Source organism: Streptomyces sp. NPDC007945 (genome assembly GCF_042958885.1).
GTDB lineage: Bacteria > Actinomycetota > Actinomycetes > Streptomycetales > Streptomycetaceae > Streptomyces.
Window position 1 is genome coordinate 416,715 of sequence record NZ_JBIBJV010000002.1, and the last position, 14,256, is coordinate 430,970.

Genomic DNA, 14,256 nt, shown 5'->3' on the forward strand with positions numbered 1-14,256 from the left:
ACGTGACCCCGCCCCAGGCGGGAACGACCCGGAGTCGTGGCCCGCCGGAGGCGTGAACGACCCCGGAGGGCCCCGGCCCGCCGCGGACGGAGGCACGCGACGGCCGGGCGGCGGGAACGCCCCTCACGGCACACCGTCACACAAAAGGGACATAGGGCATACGGCTTGCTACGTTGCCGACCATGACCGCACCTCGGATCCGGGACGCGTCCCCGGCCGTGTCGCCGCCCGGTGTCCGGGGCCCGAAACGGCGCGGGGTGGAGCTGGTCCTGCTCCTGGGCGCCGTCCTGATCTCCGTCTGCGGCTACGCCGAGGTGGGCCTGGCCCACGACGGGGCCGTGCCGCCGGACGCCGCGCGGTACGGGGCGGGGCTCGGCCTCCTCGCGCTGCTCGCGCACCTCGCCGTACGGTTCCGGGCGCCGTACGCGGACCCCCTCCTGCTGCCGATCGCCGTGCTGCTCAACGGGCTCGGCCTGGTGCTGATCTACCGGCTCGACCTGGAGACGCCCCGCGACCAGGCGGCGACCACCCAGCTGGTGTGGTCGACGCTCGGGGTCGCGCTCTTCATCGTGGTCGTGCTGCTGCTGCGGGACCACCGCGCGCTCCAGGGGTACGCGTACGTCTGCGTGGCCGCCGCGCTGGCGCTGATGATCCTGCCGATCTTCTTCCCGGCGGTGAACGGAGCCAGGATCTGGATCCGGGTCGGCGGGCTCTCCTTCCAGCCGGGGGAGTTCGCGAAGATCCTGCTGGCGGTCTTCTTCGCCGCGTACCTCTCGGCCAACCTCAGCGCGCTCGCCTACGCCGGACGCCGGATCTGGAGGTTCCAGTTCCCGACCTGGCGGGTGCTCGGGCCGATCGTGGCGATCTGGCTGCTGAGCGTCGGCGTCCTCGTCCTGGAACGGGACCTCGGCACCTCGCTGCTCTTCTTCGGCCTCTTCGTGATCATGCTGTACGTGGCGACCGGCCGCACCGGCTGGATCGCGATCGGGCTGCTGCTCGCCGCCGCCGGGGCCTTCCTCATCGGATCCGTCGAGCCGCACGTGCACAGCCGGGTGCAGGACTGGCTGGATCCGTACGCCTCCATCCGGGCCGGCGACGGGCCGGGGCAGCTCGCCCAGTCGCTCTTCGCCTTCGCCGCCGGCGGGATGCTCGGCACCGGGCTCGGCCTCGGGCACTCGGTGCTCATCGGCTTCGCCACCAAGTCGGACTTCATCCTGGCGACGGCCGGCGAGGAGCTCGGCTTCGTCGGGCTGACCGCGCTCTTCCTGCTGTACGCGCTCTTCGTGGCGCGCGGCTACCGCGCCGGGCTCTCGCTGCGGGACCCCTTCGGGCGGCTGCTCGCGGTCGGGCTGGCGTCGATCGTGGCGCTCCAGGTCTTCGTGATCGCGGGCGGGGTGATGGGGCTGATCCCGCTGACGGGCATGGCGATGCCGTTCCTGGCGCAGGGCGGTTCGTCGGTGGTGACCAACTGGGTGATCGTCGCCCTCCTGGTGCGCGTCAGCGACTCGGCGCGGGCGCCGCAGCCGGAGACCGCGGACGCCGGGGAGCCGGTGCGGGTGGAGGCGGGCCGGTGATCCGGTACATCCGGCGGGCCGCCGCGCTCTGCCTCCTGCTGCTCGCCGCGCTGCTGGTGAACGCGGTGCGGGTGATGCTCGTCGAGGCCGAGGAGCTGGACGCGAATCCGGCCAACCGCCGGAGCGCCATCGCCCACTGGGCCGAGCCGCGCGGCGACATCGTCGTCGACGGGAGGCCGGTGACCGGCTCCCGGGACAGCGGACAGCAGCTGCGCTGGGAACGGACCTACCGCCGGGGCCCCCTGTACGCACCGGTGACCGGCTACGCCTCCCAGACGTACGGCACCACCCTGCTCGAACACGCCGAGGACGCGCTGCTCGCCGGCACCGACCCGATCCTCGCCCCGCTGCCGCTCTGGAACGACCTCACCCGGGGCCGCTCCCCCGGCGGCGACGTGGTGACGACCGTCCGGGCCTCGATGCAGGAGGCGGCCTACCGGGGGCTCGACGGGAAGCGCGGCGCGGTCGTCGCGCTCGAACCGTCGAGCGGCCGGATCCTGGCGCTCGTCTCCTCCCCCTCGTACGAGCCCGGCGTGCTCTCCGGCACCGGGGCGGACGTGAAGGACGCCTGGGCCCGGCTGACCACCTCCCCGAACCAGCCCCTGCTCAACCGGGCGCTGCGGCAGACCTATCCGCCCGGCTCCACCTTCAAGATCGTGACGGCGGCGGCGGCGCTGGACTCCGGGGTCGTACGGGACGTGGACGCGCCGACGGACACCCCCGACCCCTTCGTGCTGCCCGGCACCCGGCAGGTGCTGCCGAACGAGGCCCGGGGCTGCGAGGACGCCTCGCTCGCGTACGCCCTCCAGTGGTCCTGCAACACGGTGATGGCCGGGCTCGGCGTGGACGTCGGCCTGGCGGGCATGGTCGGCGCGGCGGAGCGGTTCGGCTTCGACGACCCCTCACTGCGGGTGCCGTCGTGGGTGGCGAAGTCCCACTTCGACCGGGACATGAGCCCGGACCAGCTGGCGCTGTCCTCGATCGGGCAGTTCGACACGACGGCGACGCCGCTCCAGATGGCGATGGTGGCGGCGGCCGTCGCCAACACCGGGGAGATCGCGCGGCCGTACCTGGTCGACCGGACGACCACCTCCCGCGGGACCACGGTGGACCGGACCCCGCGCCGCCCCTACCGGCAGGCGATGAACCCCTCGACGGCGCTCCAGCTCCAGCGGCTGATGGTGCGGGCGGTGGAGGAGGGCACGGGGGCGAACGCGGCGATCCCCGGGGCGCGGGTCGGCGGCAAGACCGGCACGGCGCAGCACGGCTTCGGCAACACGGGGACCCCGTACGCCTGGTTCATCGCCTGGGCCCAGGCGGAGGACTCGGCCCGGCCCGCGGTCGCGGTGGCCGTCGTCGTCGAGGACGCGGAGGCGGCCCGCGCCGACATCAGCGGCGGCGGCAGCGCGGCCCCGATCGCCCGCGACGTCATGCGCGAGGCCCTCCGCCTGGAGGCCGAGGCGCGCGCTGTGCCGGGCGCACCGGCAGTGTTCGGTGCGCCCCGCGCCTCCGAGGCGATGCCCCCGGCCCGCCCGCGCGGCGCCCCGGGCGCCCGTACCCCGGCGGTGACGCCCTCGCCGTCCGGGGACGTGCCGGCCGCCCGCCCGCGCGGCGCTCCGGGCTCCGCGCCCCGGACCCACGGGTCGGACTGACTTCCGGGCGGCCCCGTGTCCGGGGGCGCCTCCGGGGACCCCGGTGCCGTCACTCCTTCGCGCCGTCCGCGATCGCCTCCGCCACCTCGGCGACCCGGGCGTGTTCCTCGGCGGCGAAGCGCTCGGCGTCGAGCCGTTCGGCGATCTCCTCGTCCTGGGTCATGAGGAGGTCGAGGTTGGAGTCACCGAGGTCGAAGACGCCCATGTCGAGGTAGGCCTTCTGGAGGCGTTCGCCCCAGAGGCCGATGTCCTTGACGCAGGGGACGATCCGGCTGAAGAGGAGCTTCCGGAAGAGGTGCAGGAACTCGTTCCGCTCGCTGAACTCCTCGGCCTCCCTGCGCGACACCCCGAAGTTCTCCAGGACCTCGACCCCGCGCAGCCGGTCGCGCATGAGGTGGCAGCCCTCGATGACGAACTCCTCGCGCTCGCGCAGCTCCGCGTCGGTGAGCTGTTTGTAGTGGTCGCGCAGGGCCATCCGCCCGAAGGCGACGTGCCGGGCCTCGTCCTGCATGACGTACGCCAGGATCTGCTTCGGCAGCGGCTTGTCGGTGGTGTCGCGGATCATGCCGAAGGCGGCGAGGGCCAGGCCTTCGATGAGCACCTGCATGCCGAGGTACGGCATGTCCCAGCGGGAGTCGCGGAGCGTGTCGTCGAGGAGGGTCTGGAGGTCGCCGTTGATCGGATACAGCATTCCGATCTTGTCGTGGAGGAAGCGGCCGTAGATCTCGGCGTGCCGGGCCTCGTCCATCGTCTGGGTCGCGGAGTAGAACTTCGCGTCGAGGTCGGGCGCGGACTCGACGATCCGCGCGGCGCAGACCATGGCCCCCTGTTCGCCGTGGAGGAACTGGCTGAAGTTCCAGGCCGCGTAGTGGCGGCGCAGGTCGCCCTTGTCCTTCTCGGTGAGCTTCGCCCAGTGCCGGGTGCCGTGCAGGGCGAGCGCCTCGTCGGGCGTGCCGAGCGGGTCGTACGGGTCGACCTCCAGGTCCCAGTCGATCCGGCGGGTGCCGTCCCACTGCTTGTCCTTGCCCTTCTGGTAGAGGGCGAGGAGCCGTTCACGGCCGGCGTCGGCCATGTCGTACTCCCAGGAGAAGCGGGCGTCGCCGGTCGCCGGGATCTGCCGGCCGGGTCCGGACGGGGGGTTCACGTAGAGCTCGTGCGTCGACATCGACCACTCCTTCGGCCACCGGCGTCCTGCCGCCTTCAGCAGGCTCACACGTTGCTGTACGAAGCGTCAACAAGTCGCGCACAGGGGATTGACGGGCTTGCTGACGGGCAGTCTGATAGCAAGTGACGACGGTAACTCCGCGTTCGAGGCCAGCGAGGTGTCCCGCCATGAGCCCCTTCACCGAGCCCGACTTCACCCGGCTGCGGGACGCGCTCGGGCCGCTCCGCGACCGCGAGCGGCTCGCCGAACGGCTCCTGGAGGCCTCCCGCAAGCACTCGTACGACCCCGACACCGAGCTCGACTGGGACGCCCCCTTCGAACCCGGCCACTGGTACTGGCCGCCGGAGCTGGTCTCCCTCTACGACACCCCGCTGTGGCACCGGATGTCCGAGGAGCAGCGGATCGACCTCTCCCGCCACGAGGCCGCGTCGCTCGCCTCGCTCGGCGTCTGGTTCGAGATCATCCTGATGCAGCTGCTCGTCCGGCACGTCTACGACAAGCCGCTGACCAGCCGTCACGTGAGCTACGCGCTCACCGAGATCGCGGACGAGTGCCGGCACTCGATGATGTTCGCCCGGCTGATCCGGAAGAGCGGGACCGGCGAGTACCCGGTGCCGCGGGTCTACCACAACCTCGCCCGCGTCCTGAAGACCGTCTCCACCACCCCCGGGTCCTTCGCCGCGACCCTCCTCGGCGAGGAGATCCTGGACTGGATGCAGCGGCTGACCTTCCCGGACGAGCGGGTCCAGCCGCTGGTGCGCGGGGTGACCAGGATCCACGTGGTCGAGGAGGCGCGGCACGTCCGGTACGCCCGCGAGGAGCTGCGCCGCCAGATGGTGACGGCGCCCCGCTGGGAGCGGGAGTTCACCCGGCTGAGCTGCGGCGAGGCCGCCCGGGTCTTCTCCACCTGCTTCGTCAACCCCGCCGTGTACGAGGCGGTGGGCCTGGACCGCCGGCAGGCGGTCGCCGAGGTCCGGGCGAGCGGCCACCGCCGGGAGGTCATGCAGGCCGGCGCCCGGCGCCTGACCGACTTTCTCGACGACATCGGCGTCCTGCGCGGCCCCGGCCGCCGCCTCTGGCGCTCCTCGGGCCTCCTGGCCTGAGGGGCGTCCCCCCCTCGGGCCGGGGGGCCGGAAGGGGATCCGGAGCGGGAGGCCCCGGGGTTACGCTGCCGACATGACGAGCGCCGCCTCTCCCGCGTACCGCCGGCTCAGCGTCGAGGAGCGGCGCGGCCAGCTCCTGGAGGCCGCGCTGGGGCTCTTCGCGCACCGGGCCCCCGAGGACGTGTCGCTCGACGACGTCGCCGAGGCGGCCGGGGTCTCCCGGCCGCTGGTCTACCGCTACTTCCCCGGCGGCAAGCAGCAGCTGTACGAGGCCGCGCTGCGCTCCTCCGCCGACGCCCTGAACCGGTGCTTCGCGGAGCCCGAGGACGGGCCGCCCACGGAGCGGCTCGGCCGGGTCCTGGACCGCTACCTCGCCTTCGTGGACGGCCACGACGCCGGCTTCAGCGCACTGCTGCGCGGCGGCAGCGTCGTCGCGACCTCCAACACCACGTCGATCGTGGACGAGGTGCGGCGGGCCGCCGCCGGGCAGATCTTCCTGCACCTCGGCGCGGAGCGGCCGGGCCCGCGGCTCGCGATGCTGGTCCGCTCCTGGATCGCGGCGGTCGAGGCGGCCTCGCTCATCTGGCTGGACGACGGCAAGCGGCCGCCCGCCGACGAGCTGCGCGACTGGCTCGTCGACCACCTGGTCGCCGTCCTGGCGGCCGGGTCCGCCCGCGACCCCGAGACCGCCGGGGTCGTCCGGCGGCTGCTCGCCCAGGAGCGGGCCGAGGGGCCCGTCGCCGAGCTGGCCGGGCGGCTCGTGCCGCTCGCCGGCGCGGCCGCGCACCTGCTGTGACCTCCCGCGACGGACGTGGCCGGGAGAGACTGGTGGGGTGAGAAGCGAGAACACCCCCTTCCGCGGCGGCCCCCTCGACGGGCGGGTGCTGCCCATCCTGCTCGGCATGACCGGACACCCGCCGAAGTGGTACGAGGTGCCGGTCCCGGCCCATGACGGCCGGCCGGCCGTGCTCCACACGTACCGCCGCGAACCGGCCGGCCACACCCGGCGGCTCGGGCTCCAGCGCGGCTGGGTCTACGAGTACGCGCCCGAGGGGCGGGAGCGGCGCGAGCTGAAGTGGCCGTGGTCCAAGCCGAACGGGTGATGCGGGGCGCCGCGCCCCGATTCGTACGGTAATCGGATGAACCGACGCGCCATGATGCCTCCGGAGCCCGCTCTGGAGGTGGTGGTGACGTGTCGCGAAGGCTGCTGCGCCCGGTCTGTACGGGAGCCCTGGCCGCCCTGACGGCCCTGACCGGCCCGGCGGTGGCCGCCCCCGCACCCCCCGAGCCACCGGCACCCCTCGCGCCCCTCGCCCTGGCGGACCCCGCCGCGGAGCCCGTCGGGCCGGTGGACCCGGACAGCGTGGCGGCCGCGGATCCCGGACCGGCCGCCACAGAGGCACCGGGGACCGCGGAGACCGGGGGAACCCCTGAGATCGGGGAGACGCAGGAGACCGAGGCCGAGGAGACCGGGGGCAGGAGTGCCGAGGCCGAGGCTCCCCCGGTCGACGAGGACGACGCCGCCGCCCTGCCCCCCGCCGGCGGGGGCTCCGTCGCCACCCTGCTCGCCCGGCTCCGCACCCTCTACCGGGAGGCGGAGGAGGCCACGGAGCGGTACAACGCCGCCGAGGAGGCGCTGAAGGTCCAGCAGGCCGACACCCGGCGGCTCACCGCGGACCTGGAGACCGCCCGCACCGCACTCGCGCGCGGGCGGGCCGAGGCGGGGCGGCTCGCCCGGGAGCAGTACCAGGGGCGCACCTCGTACGCCTCGCCGCTGCGGCTGCTCTTCGCCCCCGACCCGCAGTCGGCGCTCGACGCCCGGCACCTCCTCGACCGGACGGCCCGCGACCGGGCCTCCGCGCTCCCCCGGCTGCGCGCCGCCGAGCGGCGGGCCGCCGGCCTCGCCGACGCCTCGCGGACCGCCCTCGACCGGCAGCGGACCCTCGCGGCACGGCAGCGGACCCGCCGGGACGAGGTGCGGAAGAAGCTCGCGGAGGTCGAGGCGCTGCTCGCCGCCCTCACCCCCGAGCAGCTGGCGCGCCTCACCGAGCTGGAGCGGCAGCAGACGGCGGGCGCGCAGCGCGAACTCCTCGACTCCGGCGCCCTCGGCCCCGCCCGCACCCCGTCCCGGGCAGGCGCGGAGGCGCTGCGCTTCGCGGTCGATCAGCTCGGAAAGCCGTACGAGTGGGGGGCCGAGGGGCCGGAGGCGTACGACTGCTCGGGGCTCACCCAGCGGGCCTGGGCTGCGGCCGGCCGGGAGATCCCGCGGACCAGCCAGGAGCAGTGGGCGGAGCTGCCCCGGGTGGCCCTGGACGAGCTGCGGCCCGGGGACCTGGTGGTGTACTTCCCCGGCGCCACCCATGTGGCCCTCTACCTCGGCGAGGGCCTGGTCGTGCAGGCCCCGCGCCCCGGGGCCCGGGTGAAGGTGTCCCCGGTCGCCGCGAACCCGCTGCTCGGGGCCGTACGGCCGGACCCGGGCGGGACGCCCCTGGAGTCGTACACCCCGCCCGTCCTCCCGGACGGTGCTCGGGAGGGTTCGGACGAGGGGTACGACGGTGAGGGGGTGGCCCCGGATCAGGCGCCGGAAGCCACCGAGGCCAGGTAGGCGGAGGCCTTCTCCGGGTCGAAGAAGAAGTTCTCGAAGTCGGCCGGGTCGTTGAAGCCGTTGGCGAAGCGGTCGGCGATCGGCTGGAGCTCCCCGGCCGCGCCGATCAGGTTCAGGACGTGCTCCGGCGGCGGCGCCAGCATGGCGTTGGTCCACTTGGTGACGGGCTCGGCGGTCCGCCAGTAGCGGTCGAAGGCGGAGCGCATCCACGCCTCGTCGAAGGGCCGGTCGCCGTGCTCGACGATGGCGTCGAGGTAGGCCGCGGCGCACTTGGCGGCGGAGTTGGAGCCCTGACCGGTGATCGGGTCGTTGGCGACGACGACGTCCGCGACGCCGAGGACCAGGCCGCCGCCGGGCAGCCGGCCGACGGGGTTGCGGACGGTGGGGGCGTAACGGCCGGCCAGGGTGCCGCAGGCGTCGGTGAGTTCGACCTTGGTGGCGCGCGCGTACTCCCAGGGGGTGTACTTCTCCATCAGCTCCAGCGTGAGCGCCAGGTGCTCGGAGGGGTCCTTGACGCCGCGGAAGGCGTCGACGGGACCGCCGGGGATCCCCTCCCAGAAGAGGATGTCGGCACGGCCGCCGGTGGTGAGCGTCGGCATCACGAAGAGCTCGCCGACCCCGGGCACGAGGTTGCAGCGGACCGCGTCGAAGTCGGGGTGCTCGGGGCGCGGGCCGAGGCCGTTGACGTACGCGACGGCGAGGGCGCGCTGCGGCTCGGTGTGCGGGGAGCGCGCGGCGTCCCGGCCGAACATGGAGACCAGCTCGCCCTTGCCCGCGGCGACGAGCACCAGGTCGTAGCGGCGGGCGAAGAAGTCGAGGTCGCCGACGGCCACGCCGTGGATGACGAGCTGTCCGCCGCGCTGGGCGAAGGTCTCCATCCAGCCGGCCATCTTCACGCGCTGGTCGACGGACTGGGCGTAGCCGTCGAGCTTCCCGACCCAGTCGATGATCCGGGCCGACTCCGGGCCGGCGACGGAGACTCCGAGGCCCTGGATCCGCGGGGCCTGGGACTCCCAGAAGTTGAGGCCGAGGTCGCGCTCGTGCTGGAGCGCGGTGTCGAACATGCACTGCGTGGACATGACGCGGCCGGAGCGGATCTCGTCCGCCGTCCGGTTCGACATCAGGGTGACCTCGTACCCGCGCGACTGGAGGCCGAGGGCGAGCTGAAGACCGGACTGTCCGGCGCCGACTATGAGGATCTTCCGCATGGGTGGTGCTCCTGGCGAGAACGGGGGGGGAGGGGGCGGCGGGGCGGCGTCCCGGGTGTGACTGCTCGGGGGTTGCCGGGGGCCGCACGGGGACGGCGGGGCGGCTGCCCGGGGCGGTCCGGGAGCCGCCCCTCGGCACGGCTGCTCAGGCGTGGCTGTTCGGGCGCGGCCTGTTGTTCGGGTGTGGCTGTGCGCGCGGCTATTCGGGTGTGGCGGAGAGGGCGTGCTCGACCATGGCGAGGAGCGTCTCGACGACGCTGTAGCGCTTGCGCGCGTCCATGATCACCACGGGGACCTCGGCGGTGATCGTCAGGGCCTCCCTGACGTCCTCCGGCTCGAACCGCTCGGTGCCCTCGAAGTGGTTGACGGCGACGACGTACGGCAGGCCGCAGCTCTCGAAGTAGTCGAGCGCGGGGAAGCAGTCGGTGAGCCGGCGGGTGTCGGCGAGCACGATCGCGCCGATCGCGCCGCGCACCAGGTCGTCCCACATGAACCAGAAGCGCTGCTGCCCCGGCGTGCCGAAGACGTACAGGACCAGGTCGTTGTCGAGGGTGATCCGGCCGAAGTCCATCGCCACGGTGGTGGTGAGCTTGTCCGGGGTGGCGGTGAGGTCGTCGGTCTCCTCGCTGGCCCGGGTCATCAGCGCCTCGGTCTGGAGCGGGGTGATCTCCGAGACCGCGCGGACGAAGGTGGTCTTGCCGACGCCGAAGCCGCCCGCGACCACGATCTTCGTCGCGATCGGGGCGCGGGAGTGGTCGAGCTGCCAGTCCTGCGCGCCGTCCTCGGGATCCGGCTCCGCGGCGGAGTCGGGTTTCTCCGGGCCGGCCTGCCCGGACTCCCCGACGGGCCCGGGCTGGGCGGGGATCGCGGCGGCGGGCACGGCCTCCGCCGGAGCGGCGGCGGGGGTGTCGACGGCGGTGGCGTCAGAGACGGCGGAGTCCACTCAGCACCCTTTCGAGGAGCGCGCGGTCGGGCTGGCCGGTGTCGTGACCGGTCCCGTACACGCGGATCTTTCCCTGGTCGGCCAGGTCGCTGAGCAGCACCCGGACGACGCCCAACGGCATCTTGAGGAGGGCCGAGATCTCCGCCACCGTCCGCATCCGGCGGCATATCTCGACGATGGCGCGCATCTCGGGCATGAGCCCGCGCGCGCCGGGGCCGCCGTCGGTGAGGACCTTGCGGGCGAGCGGCGCCTCCAGGGCGGCCACGAAGGTCTCGACGAGCAGCACGTGTCCGAAGCGGGTGCGGCCGCCGGTGAGCGAGTACGGGCGCACGCGCGCGGGGCGCCGTCCTTCGCCGCGTACCGGCAGGCGGTGGCCCGCGGCGGTCAGCGAGGTCACCGGGGGCCCTCCATCGACTTGCGCAGTTCACTGCGGACTTCGGGGGTGAGGACGTGTCCGGCCCGGCCCACGAAGAGCGCCATGTGGTAGGCGACGACGCTCATGTCGCAGTCGGGTTCGGCGTGCACGCCGAGCAGCGAGCCGTCGCTGATCGACATGACGAAGACGCTGCCCTCCTCCATGGCGACCATCGTCTGCTTCACCCCGCCGCCCTCCATCAGGCGGGCGGCGCCGACGGTGAGGCTGCCGATGCCGGAGACGATGGTGGCGAGGTCGGCGCTGGAGCCGCGCGGGCCGCGGGGGCGGACGGGCCCGTCGTCGGCGGCTCCGAGCCCCTCGTCCGGGTCGGAGGAGAGCAGCAGGAGCCCGTCGGAGGAGACGACGGCGACCGAGCGGACGCCGGGCACCTCCTCCACGAGGTTGCCCAGCAGCCATTGCAGGTTGCGGGCCTCCGTGCTCAATCCGTAGGCGCCGGCCGGCGCGGTCGTGCTCGTGGTGCTCGTTCCCGTGGCGGTCAACTGCGTGCCTCCTCGACTGTGTCCCCCGTCATCTCCTCTGTACGCGTGGTGCTCTCGGCGGCTATCTCCGCCTCGACGTCCCGGCGTCCGGCCACGGCGCCCTGGTGGAAGCCTCCGAGCCGGCGGCGGAGCGCCTCGGCGTCGACGGAGCCCCGCCGGGGCGCGGACGGCGCGGACGGCGCCCGGACCACCTGGGGGGTGCGCTTGGGCAGGCCCTTGTCGGTGACCCGCTCCCACTGCGCGGGGCGCGGCCCCGGCACCTGGGCCTCGTCGGCCGGTCCGGCCTGCCCCGGCACGGCCGCGACGGGCGTCTCGGCGGTCCGCTCGTGGCTGTCCGGCTCGGGCGGCGGGTCGGGGAGCCGGACCTGGAGGGTCGTCTCCGACACGGACTCGACGGGCTGCCGCTCGGCGGTCCCGACGTGCTCGTACGGCTCCGGGTCGGGCGTCGCGGACTCGTACGCCGGGGCGGACGCGGACTGGTACGCGGGCGTGGGCTCGGGCTCGTACGCCGGGGCGGAGGCCTGCGCGGGCTCATACGCCGGGGCGGGTTCGGGCTGGTACGCCGGCTCCGGCGCGGGCTCGTGGGCCTGCTCCGGCTCGGGCGCGGGCTCCGTCGTCGCCGGCTCGGGCCGCGTCTGCTGGAAGGCGCGTTCCGCCGCCTCGACGAGCGGGTCGCGGGCGCGGGACGGAAGGGTGTTGGAGTTGGCCTCGGCCTCGGAGCCGGGAAGGTGGAGGACCGGTACGGGGCCGGTGCCGGGGACCCGTACCGGCTCGGCGACGGCGGCCGGCGGCGCGGTGGGCAGCAGCGGCAGCGGCAGCACCACGACGGCGGCCGTGCCGCCCGGCTTCTGCTCGCGCAGCTCGACGCCGACGCCGTGGCGGGCGGCGAGCAGGGAGACGACCCGCATGCCGAGGCCCTCGCCCTCGAAGGCCTCCGGGTCGGCGGCGGCGAGGCGGGCGTTGAGGTCGGCGCGGCGGTGCTCGGGGATCCCGATGCCGGAGTCCTGGACGGAGAGCATGACCTCGCCGGTCTCCAGGAGCCAGCCGGAGAGCTGGACCTCGGCGTCCGGCGGGGAGAACGAGGTGGCGTTCTCCAGGAGTTCGGCGACGAGGTGGCTCAGGTCGTCGGCGGCGAAGCCGGCGAGCTGGGCGTGCGGCGGCAGCGACTGGATGGTGACCCGCTCGTACCGCTCGATCTCGCTGACGGCGGCGCGCAGCACGTCGACGAGCGGGACCGGGCCCGCGTGGCCGTGGACGTGCTCGTGGCCGCCGAGGACCAGCAGGTTCTCGCTGTGGCGGCGCATGACGGTCGCCATGTGGTCGAGCTTGAAGAGGGTGGCGAGACGGTCCGGGTCCTGCTCCCGCTCCTCCAGCTTCTCGATGACGGCGAGCTGGCGGTCGACGAGGCCGAGGCTGCGCAGCGAGAGGTTGACGAAGGTGTGGTGGACGGTGTCCCGGAGCCGTTCGAGGTCGGCGGTGAGGACGGCGATCCGGCCCTGGAGCTCGGCGCGCTGGGCGGCGAGTTCGGCCTCGGCGGCTTCCTGGGCGGCGACCAGGCCGGCCCGCTCGCCGGTGAGCCGGCCGGTGTGCGCGGAGAGGGCGGCGAGCCGGCCGTGGAGGGTGTTGAGGGAGCGGACGGCCTGCGCGAACTCGTCGTTGCGGCCGGTGAAGCGGACGGCTTCCTCGGTGGCCGGGTCGGGCGCGGCGGCGAGCCGGGCGGCGCCCCGGCGGAGCACGGCGAGCGGCCGGGTGAGGCTGCGGGCGACGTAGGTGGAGACGCCGACGGCGAGGATCAGGCAGCCGCCGAGGAGGGCGAGGCGCAGTTCGAGCGCGGTGACGTCGTCGTCGCGCAGGGCGGTGAGCCGCTCGACCCGCTTGGCGGCGAGGGAGGACTCGACGCCGCGCATCTGCTCGATCCGGGCGGAAAGCGCGGCGTCCAGGGCGGGCGGCGAGGTGCGGGTCTCGGCCTCGGTGAGGGCGGGCTGGTCGGTGAGCCGGCCGAGGGCCAGTTCGGCGGTCTTGACCTCGGGTCCCGTGACGGTCTCGGCGAGGGAGTCGCGGGCGGCGGGTCCGGCGGAGCGGTCGAAGTCGCCGAGGGCGGCGAGTTCGCGGACCCGGGCCTGCTGGGCGGCGGCGCTGAGCTGGTCGCGGGCGCGCTCGGCCTCCTCCTTGCCCTCGGGCTCCTCGGCGACGTAGGTGCCGGTGGTGGCGTCGTAGCGGAGCTCGCCGGTGGCCTCGGGCTGCGGGGTGACGAGCGCGGCGATGAGCAGGCCCCGGGTGGAGGAGGCCTGTTCGACGGCGCGGCCGAGGTCGGCGGGGGCGCGGGTTGTGCCGGTGACGCCGGGGTCGGTGGCGCGCGGCGGGGTGCGCTCGGCGAGCTCGTCGGCGAGTCCCTGGAGGGAGGCGATGACGTCGCTGTACGCCTTGTGGGCCTCCAGGGCCGTGCCCTTGCCGGTGACGGCGGCGCGGCGGACGGAGGCGACGCCGGCGAGCTCGCGGCGCAGCGCGTCGGAGGCGGTGGGGCGGATCTCGTCGATCTGCCGGTCGACGCGGGCCGACTTGGCGGGGGTGAGGACCCGCCGGTTCTTCTTGGGGCCGGTCTGCTCCTCGCGGCCGGCGGCGACGAAGGCCACGACCTCGTCGCGCTCGTCGGCGAGGGAGTGGGCGAGGGTGACGGCCTGCCGGTCGAGCTCGGCGAGGGTGACCAGGCGCCGGGACTCGTTGAGCTCGCGGGAGGCGGTGAGGACGGCGGGGGCGCCGGCGCCGAGGACGATGGCGCCGACGAGGGCGACGCCTGCGACGAGGCGGGTGCGGACGCGCTTGGAACGGCCGCCGGGGGTCGGCGCGGAGGCTCCGGCGGGCGCGGCCGCGGGGGTGCTTCCCGGGTTCGACGGGGTGCCGGTGCCGGGGGCGCTCGGCGGGGCGCCGGGGGTGGTCGGCGCGGTGCCGGGGGTCGGCGGCTCACCGGGGGTCTGGCTCCGCGCGCCGTTCATGCTCCGAGGCCGCTTCTTCTGCACCGGTGCTCGCATTCTTGACTCGTCCGCCCACACAGCAGAGGTGACGGCCGGTCATGAGGTCCCGCCCCCACCCC

At 74.6% G+C, this 14,256-nt stretch carries 12 protein-coding genes; 6 read left to right on the forward strand and 6 right to left on the reverse strand.

Going from position 1 to position 14,256, the window contains the following annotated elements; genetic code table 11:
* The first annotated feature begins 182 nt into the window (after window positions 1-182).
* Together ACFZCF_RS07170 and ACFZCF_RS07175 are read left to right on the forward strand one after the other, a co-directional pair.
* On the forward strand, window positions 183-1,574 hold the full coding sequence (locus ACFZCF_RS07170; protein WP_388436369.1) for an FtsW/RodA/SpoVE family cell cycle protein: 1,392 nt from the start codon (window positions 183-185) through the stop codon (window positions 1,572-1,574).
* On the forward strand, window positions 1,571-3,226 hold the full coding sequence (locus ACFZCF_RS07175; RefSeq protein WP_391285200.1) for a penicillin-binding transpeptidase domain-containing protein: 1,656 nt from the start codon (window positions 1,571-1,573) through the stop codon (window positions 3,224-3,226). Before ACFZCF_RS07170 ends, ACFZCF_RS07175 begins: the two co-directional genes overlap by 4 nt.
* A 49-nt stretch (window positions 3,227-3,275) precedes the next feature.
* On the opposite strand, the gene ACFZCF_RS07180 is transcribed toward ACFZCF_RS07175, so the two are convergent.
* On the reverse strand, window positions 3,276-4,391 hold the full coding sequence (locus tag ACFZCF_RS07180; protein WP_391285201.1) for a diiron oxygenase: 1,116 nt from the start codon (window positions 4,389-4,391) through the stop codon (window positions 3,276-3,278).
* Between the two features lie 167 nt (window positions 4,392-4,558).
* Here ACFZCF_RS07180 and ACFZCF_RS07185 point away from each other — a divergent pair, with 167 nt between their 5' ends.
* The 4 genes from ACFZCF_RS07185 (at window position 4,559) to ACFZCF_RS07200 (ending at window position 8,099) form a co-directional block, all read left to right on the forward strand.
* Window positions 4,559-5,494, forward strand: a complete 936-nt coding sequence (locus ACFZCF_RS07185; protein ID WP_391285203.1) for a diiron oxygenase — start codon at window positions 4,559-4,561, stop codon at window positions 5,492-5,494.
* Between the two features lie 73 nt (window positions 5,495-5,567).
* Window positions 5,568-6,290, forward strand: coding sequence for a TetR/AcrR family transcriptional regulator (locus tag ACFZCF_RS07190; RefSeq protein ID WP_388436380.1), 723 nt, complete (start codon window positions 5,568-5,570; stop codon window positions 6,288-6,290).
* Between the two features lie 37 nt (window positions 6,291-6,327).
* A complete protein-coding gene (locus ACFZCF_RS07195; RefSeq protein WP_382799345.1) occupies window positions 6,328-6,597 on the forward strand; it encodes a hypothetical protein in 270 nt (89 codons plus the stop codon).
* Window positions 6,598-6,686: 89 nt separating this feature from the next.
* On the forward strand, window positions 6,687-8,099 hold the full coding sequence (locus tag ACFZCF_RS07200) for an NlpC/P60 family protein (protein WP_391285205.1): 1,413 nt from the start codon (window positions 6,687-6,689) through the stop codon (window positions 8,097-8,099).
* Here ACFZCF_RS07200 and ACFZCF_RS07205 read toward each other — a convergent pair.
* The 5 genes from ACFZCF_RS07205 to ACFZCF_RS07225 all read right to left on the reverse strand — a co-directional run bounded on the left by ACFZCF_RS07205 (window position 8,069) and on the right by ACFZCF_RS07225 (window position 14,194).
* On the reverse strand, window positions 8,069-9,307 hold the full coding sequence (locus ACFZCF_RS07205) for a styrene monooxygenase/indole monooxygenase family protein (protein ID WP_388436387.1): 1,239 nt from the start codon (window positions 9,305-9,307) through the stop codon (window positions 8,069-8,071). The two genes, ACFZCF_RS07200 and ACFZCF_RS07205, sit on opposite strands and share 31 nt — an antisense overlap.
* 199 nt (window positions 9,308-9,506) lie before the next feature.
* Window positions 9,507-10,250: an ATP/GTP-binding protein gene (locus ACFZCF_RS07210; RefSeq protein WP_391285208.1), complete on the reverse strand. Its 744-nt coding sequence runs from the start codon at window positions 10,248-10,250 to the stop codon at window positions 9,507-9,509.
* The gene (locus tag ACFZCF_RS07215; RefSeq protein WP_169086847.1) at window positions 10,231-10,647 is read right to left on the reverse strand and encodes a DUF742 domain-containing protein; all 417 of its coding nucleotides are present in this window, start codon (window positions 10,645-10,647) and stop codon (window positions 10,231-10,233) included. The genes ACFZCF_RS07210 and ACFZCF_RS07215 overlap by 20 nt, the downstream gene beginning before the upstream one ends.
* The gene (locus tag ACFZCF_RS07220) at window positions 10,644-11,165 is read right to left on the reverse strand and encodes a roadblock/LC7 domain-containing protein (protein ID WP_391285211.1); all 522 of its coding nucleotides are present in this window, start codon (window positions 11,163-11,165) and stop codon (window positions 10,644-10,646) included. Before ACFZCF_RS07220 ends, ACFZCF_RS07215 begins: the two co-directional genes overlap by 4 nt.
* Window positions 11,162-14,194 carry a nitrate- and nitrite sensing domain-containing protein gene (locus ACFZCF_RS07225; protein WP_391285213.1) on the reverse strand — a complete coding sequence of 1,011 codons (3,033 nt, stop codon included), beginning with the start codon at window positions 14,192-14,194 and terminating at the stop codon, window positions 11,162-11,164. Before ACFZCF_RS07225 ends, ACFZCF_RS07220 begins: the two co-directional genes overlap by 4 nt.
* Window positions 14,195-14,256: the final 62 nt, after the last annotated feature.

What these genes read in the sequence shown, in the direction of transcription:
- ACFZCF_RS07170 (WP_388436369.1), top strand. Translation starts at nt 183, where the DNA reads ATGACCGCACCTCGGATCCGGGACGCGTCCCCGGCCGTGTCGCCGCCC.
- ACFZCF_RS07180 (WP_391285201.1), bottom strand. Translation starts at nt 4,391, where the DNA reads ATGTCGACGCACGAGCTCTACGTGAACCCCCCGTCCGGACCCGGCCGG.
- ACFZCF_RS07185 (WP_391285203.1), top strand. Translation starts at nt 4,559, where the DNA reads ATGAGCCCCTTCACCGAGCCCGACTTCACCCGGCTGCGGGACGCGCTC.
- ACFZCF_RS07190 (WP_388436380.1), top strand. Translation starts at nt 5,568, where the DNA reads ATGACGAGCGCCGCCTCTCCCGCGTACCGCCGGCTCAGCGTCGAGGAG.
- ACFZCF_RS07205 (WP_388436387.1), bottom strand. Translation starts at nt 9,307, where the DNA reads ATGCGGAAGATCCTCATAGTCGGCGCCGGACAGTCCGGTCTTCAGCTC.
- ACFZCF_RS07225 (WP_391285213.1), bottom strand. Translation starts at nt 14,194, where the DNA reads ATGCGAGCACCGGTGCAGAAGAAGCGGCCTCGGAGCATGAACGGCGCG.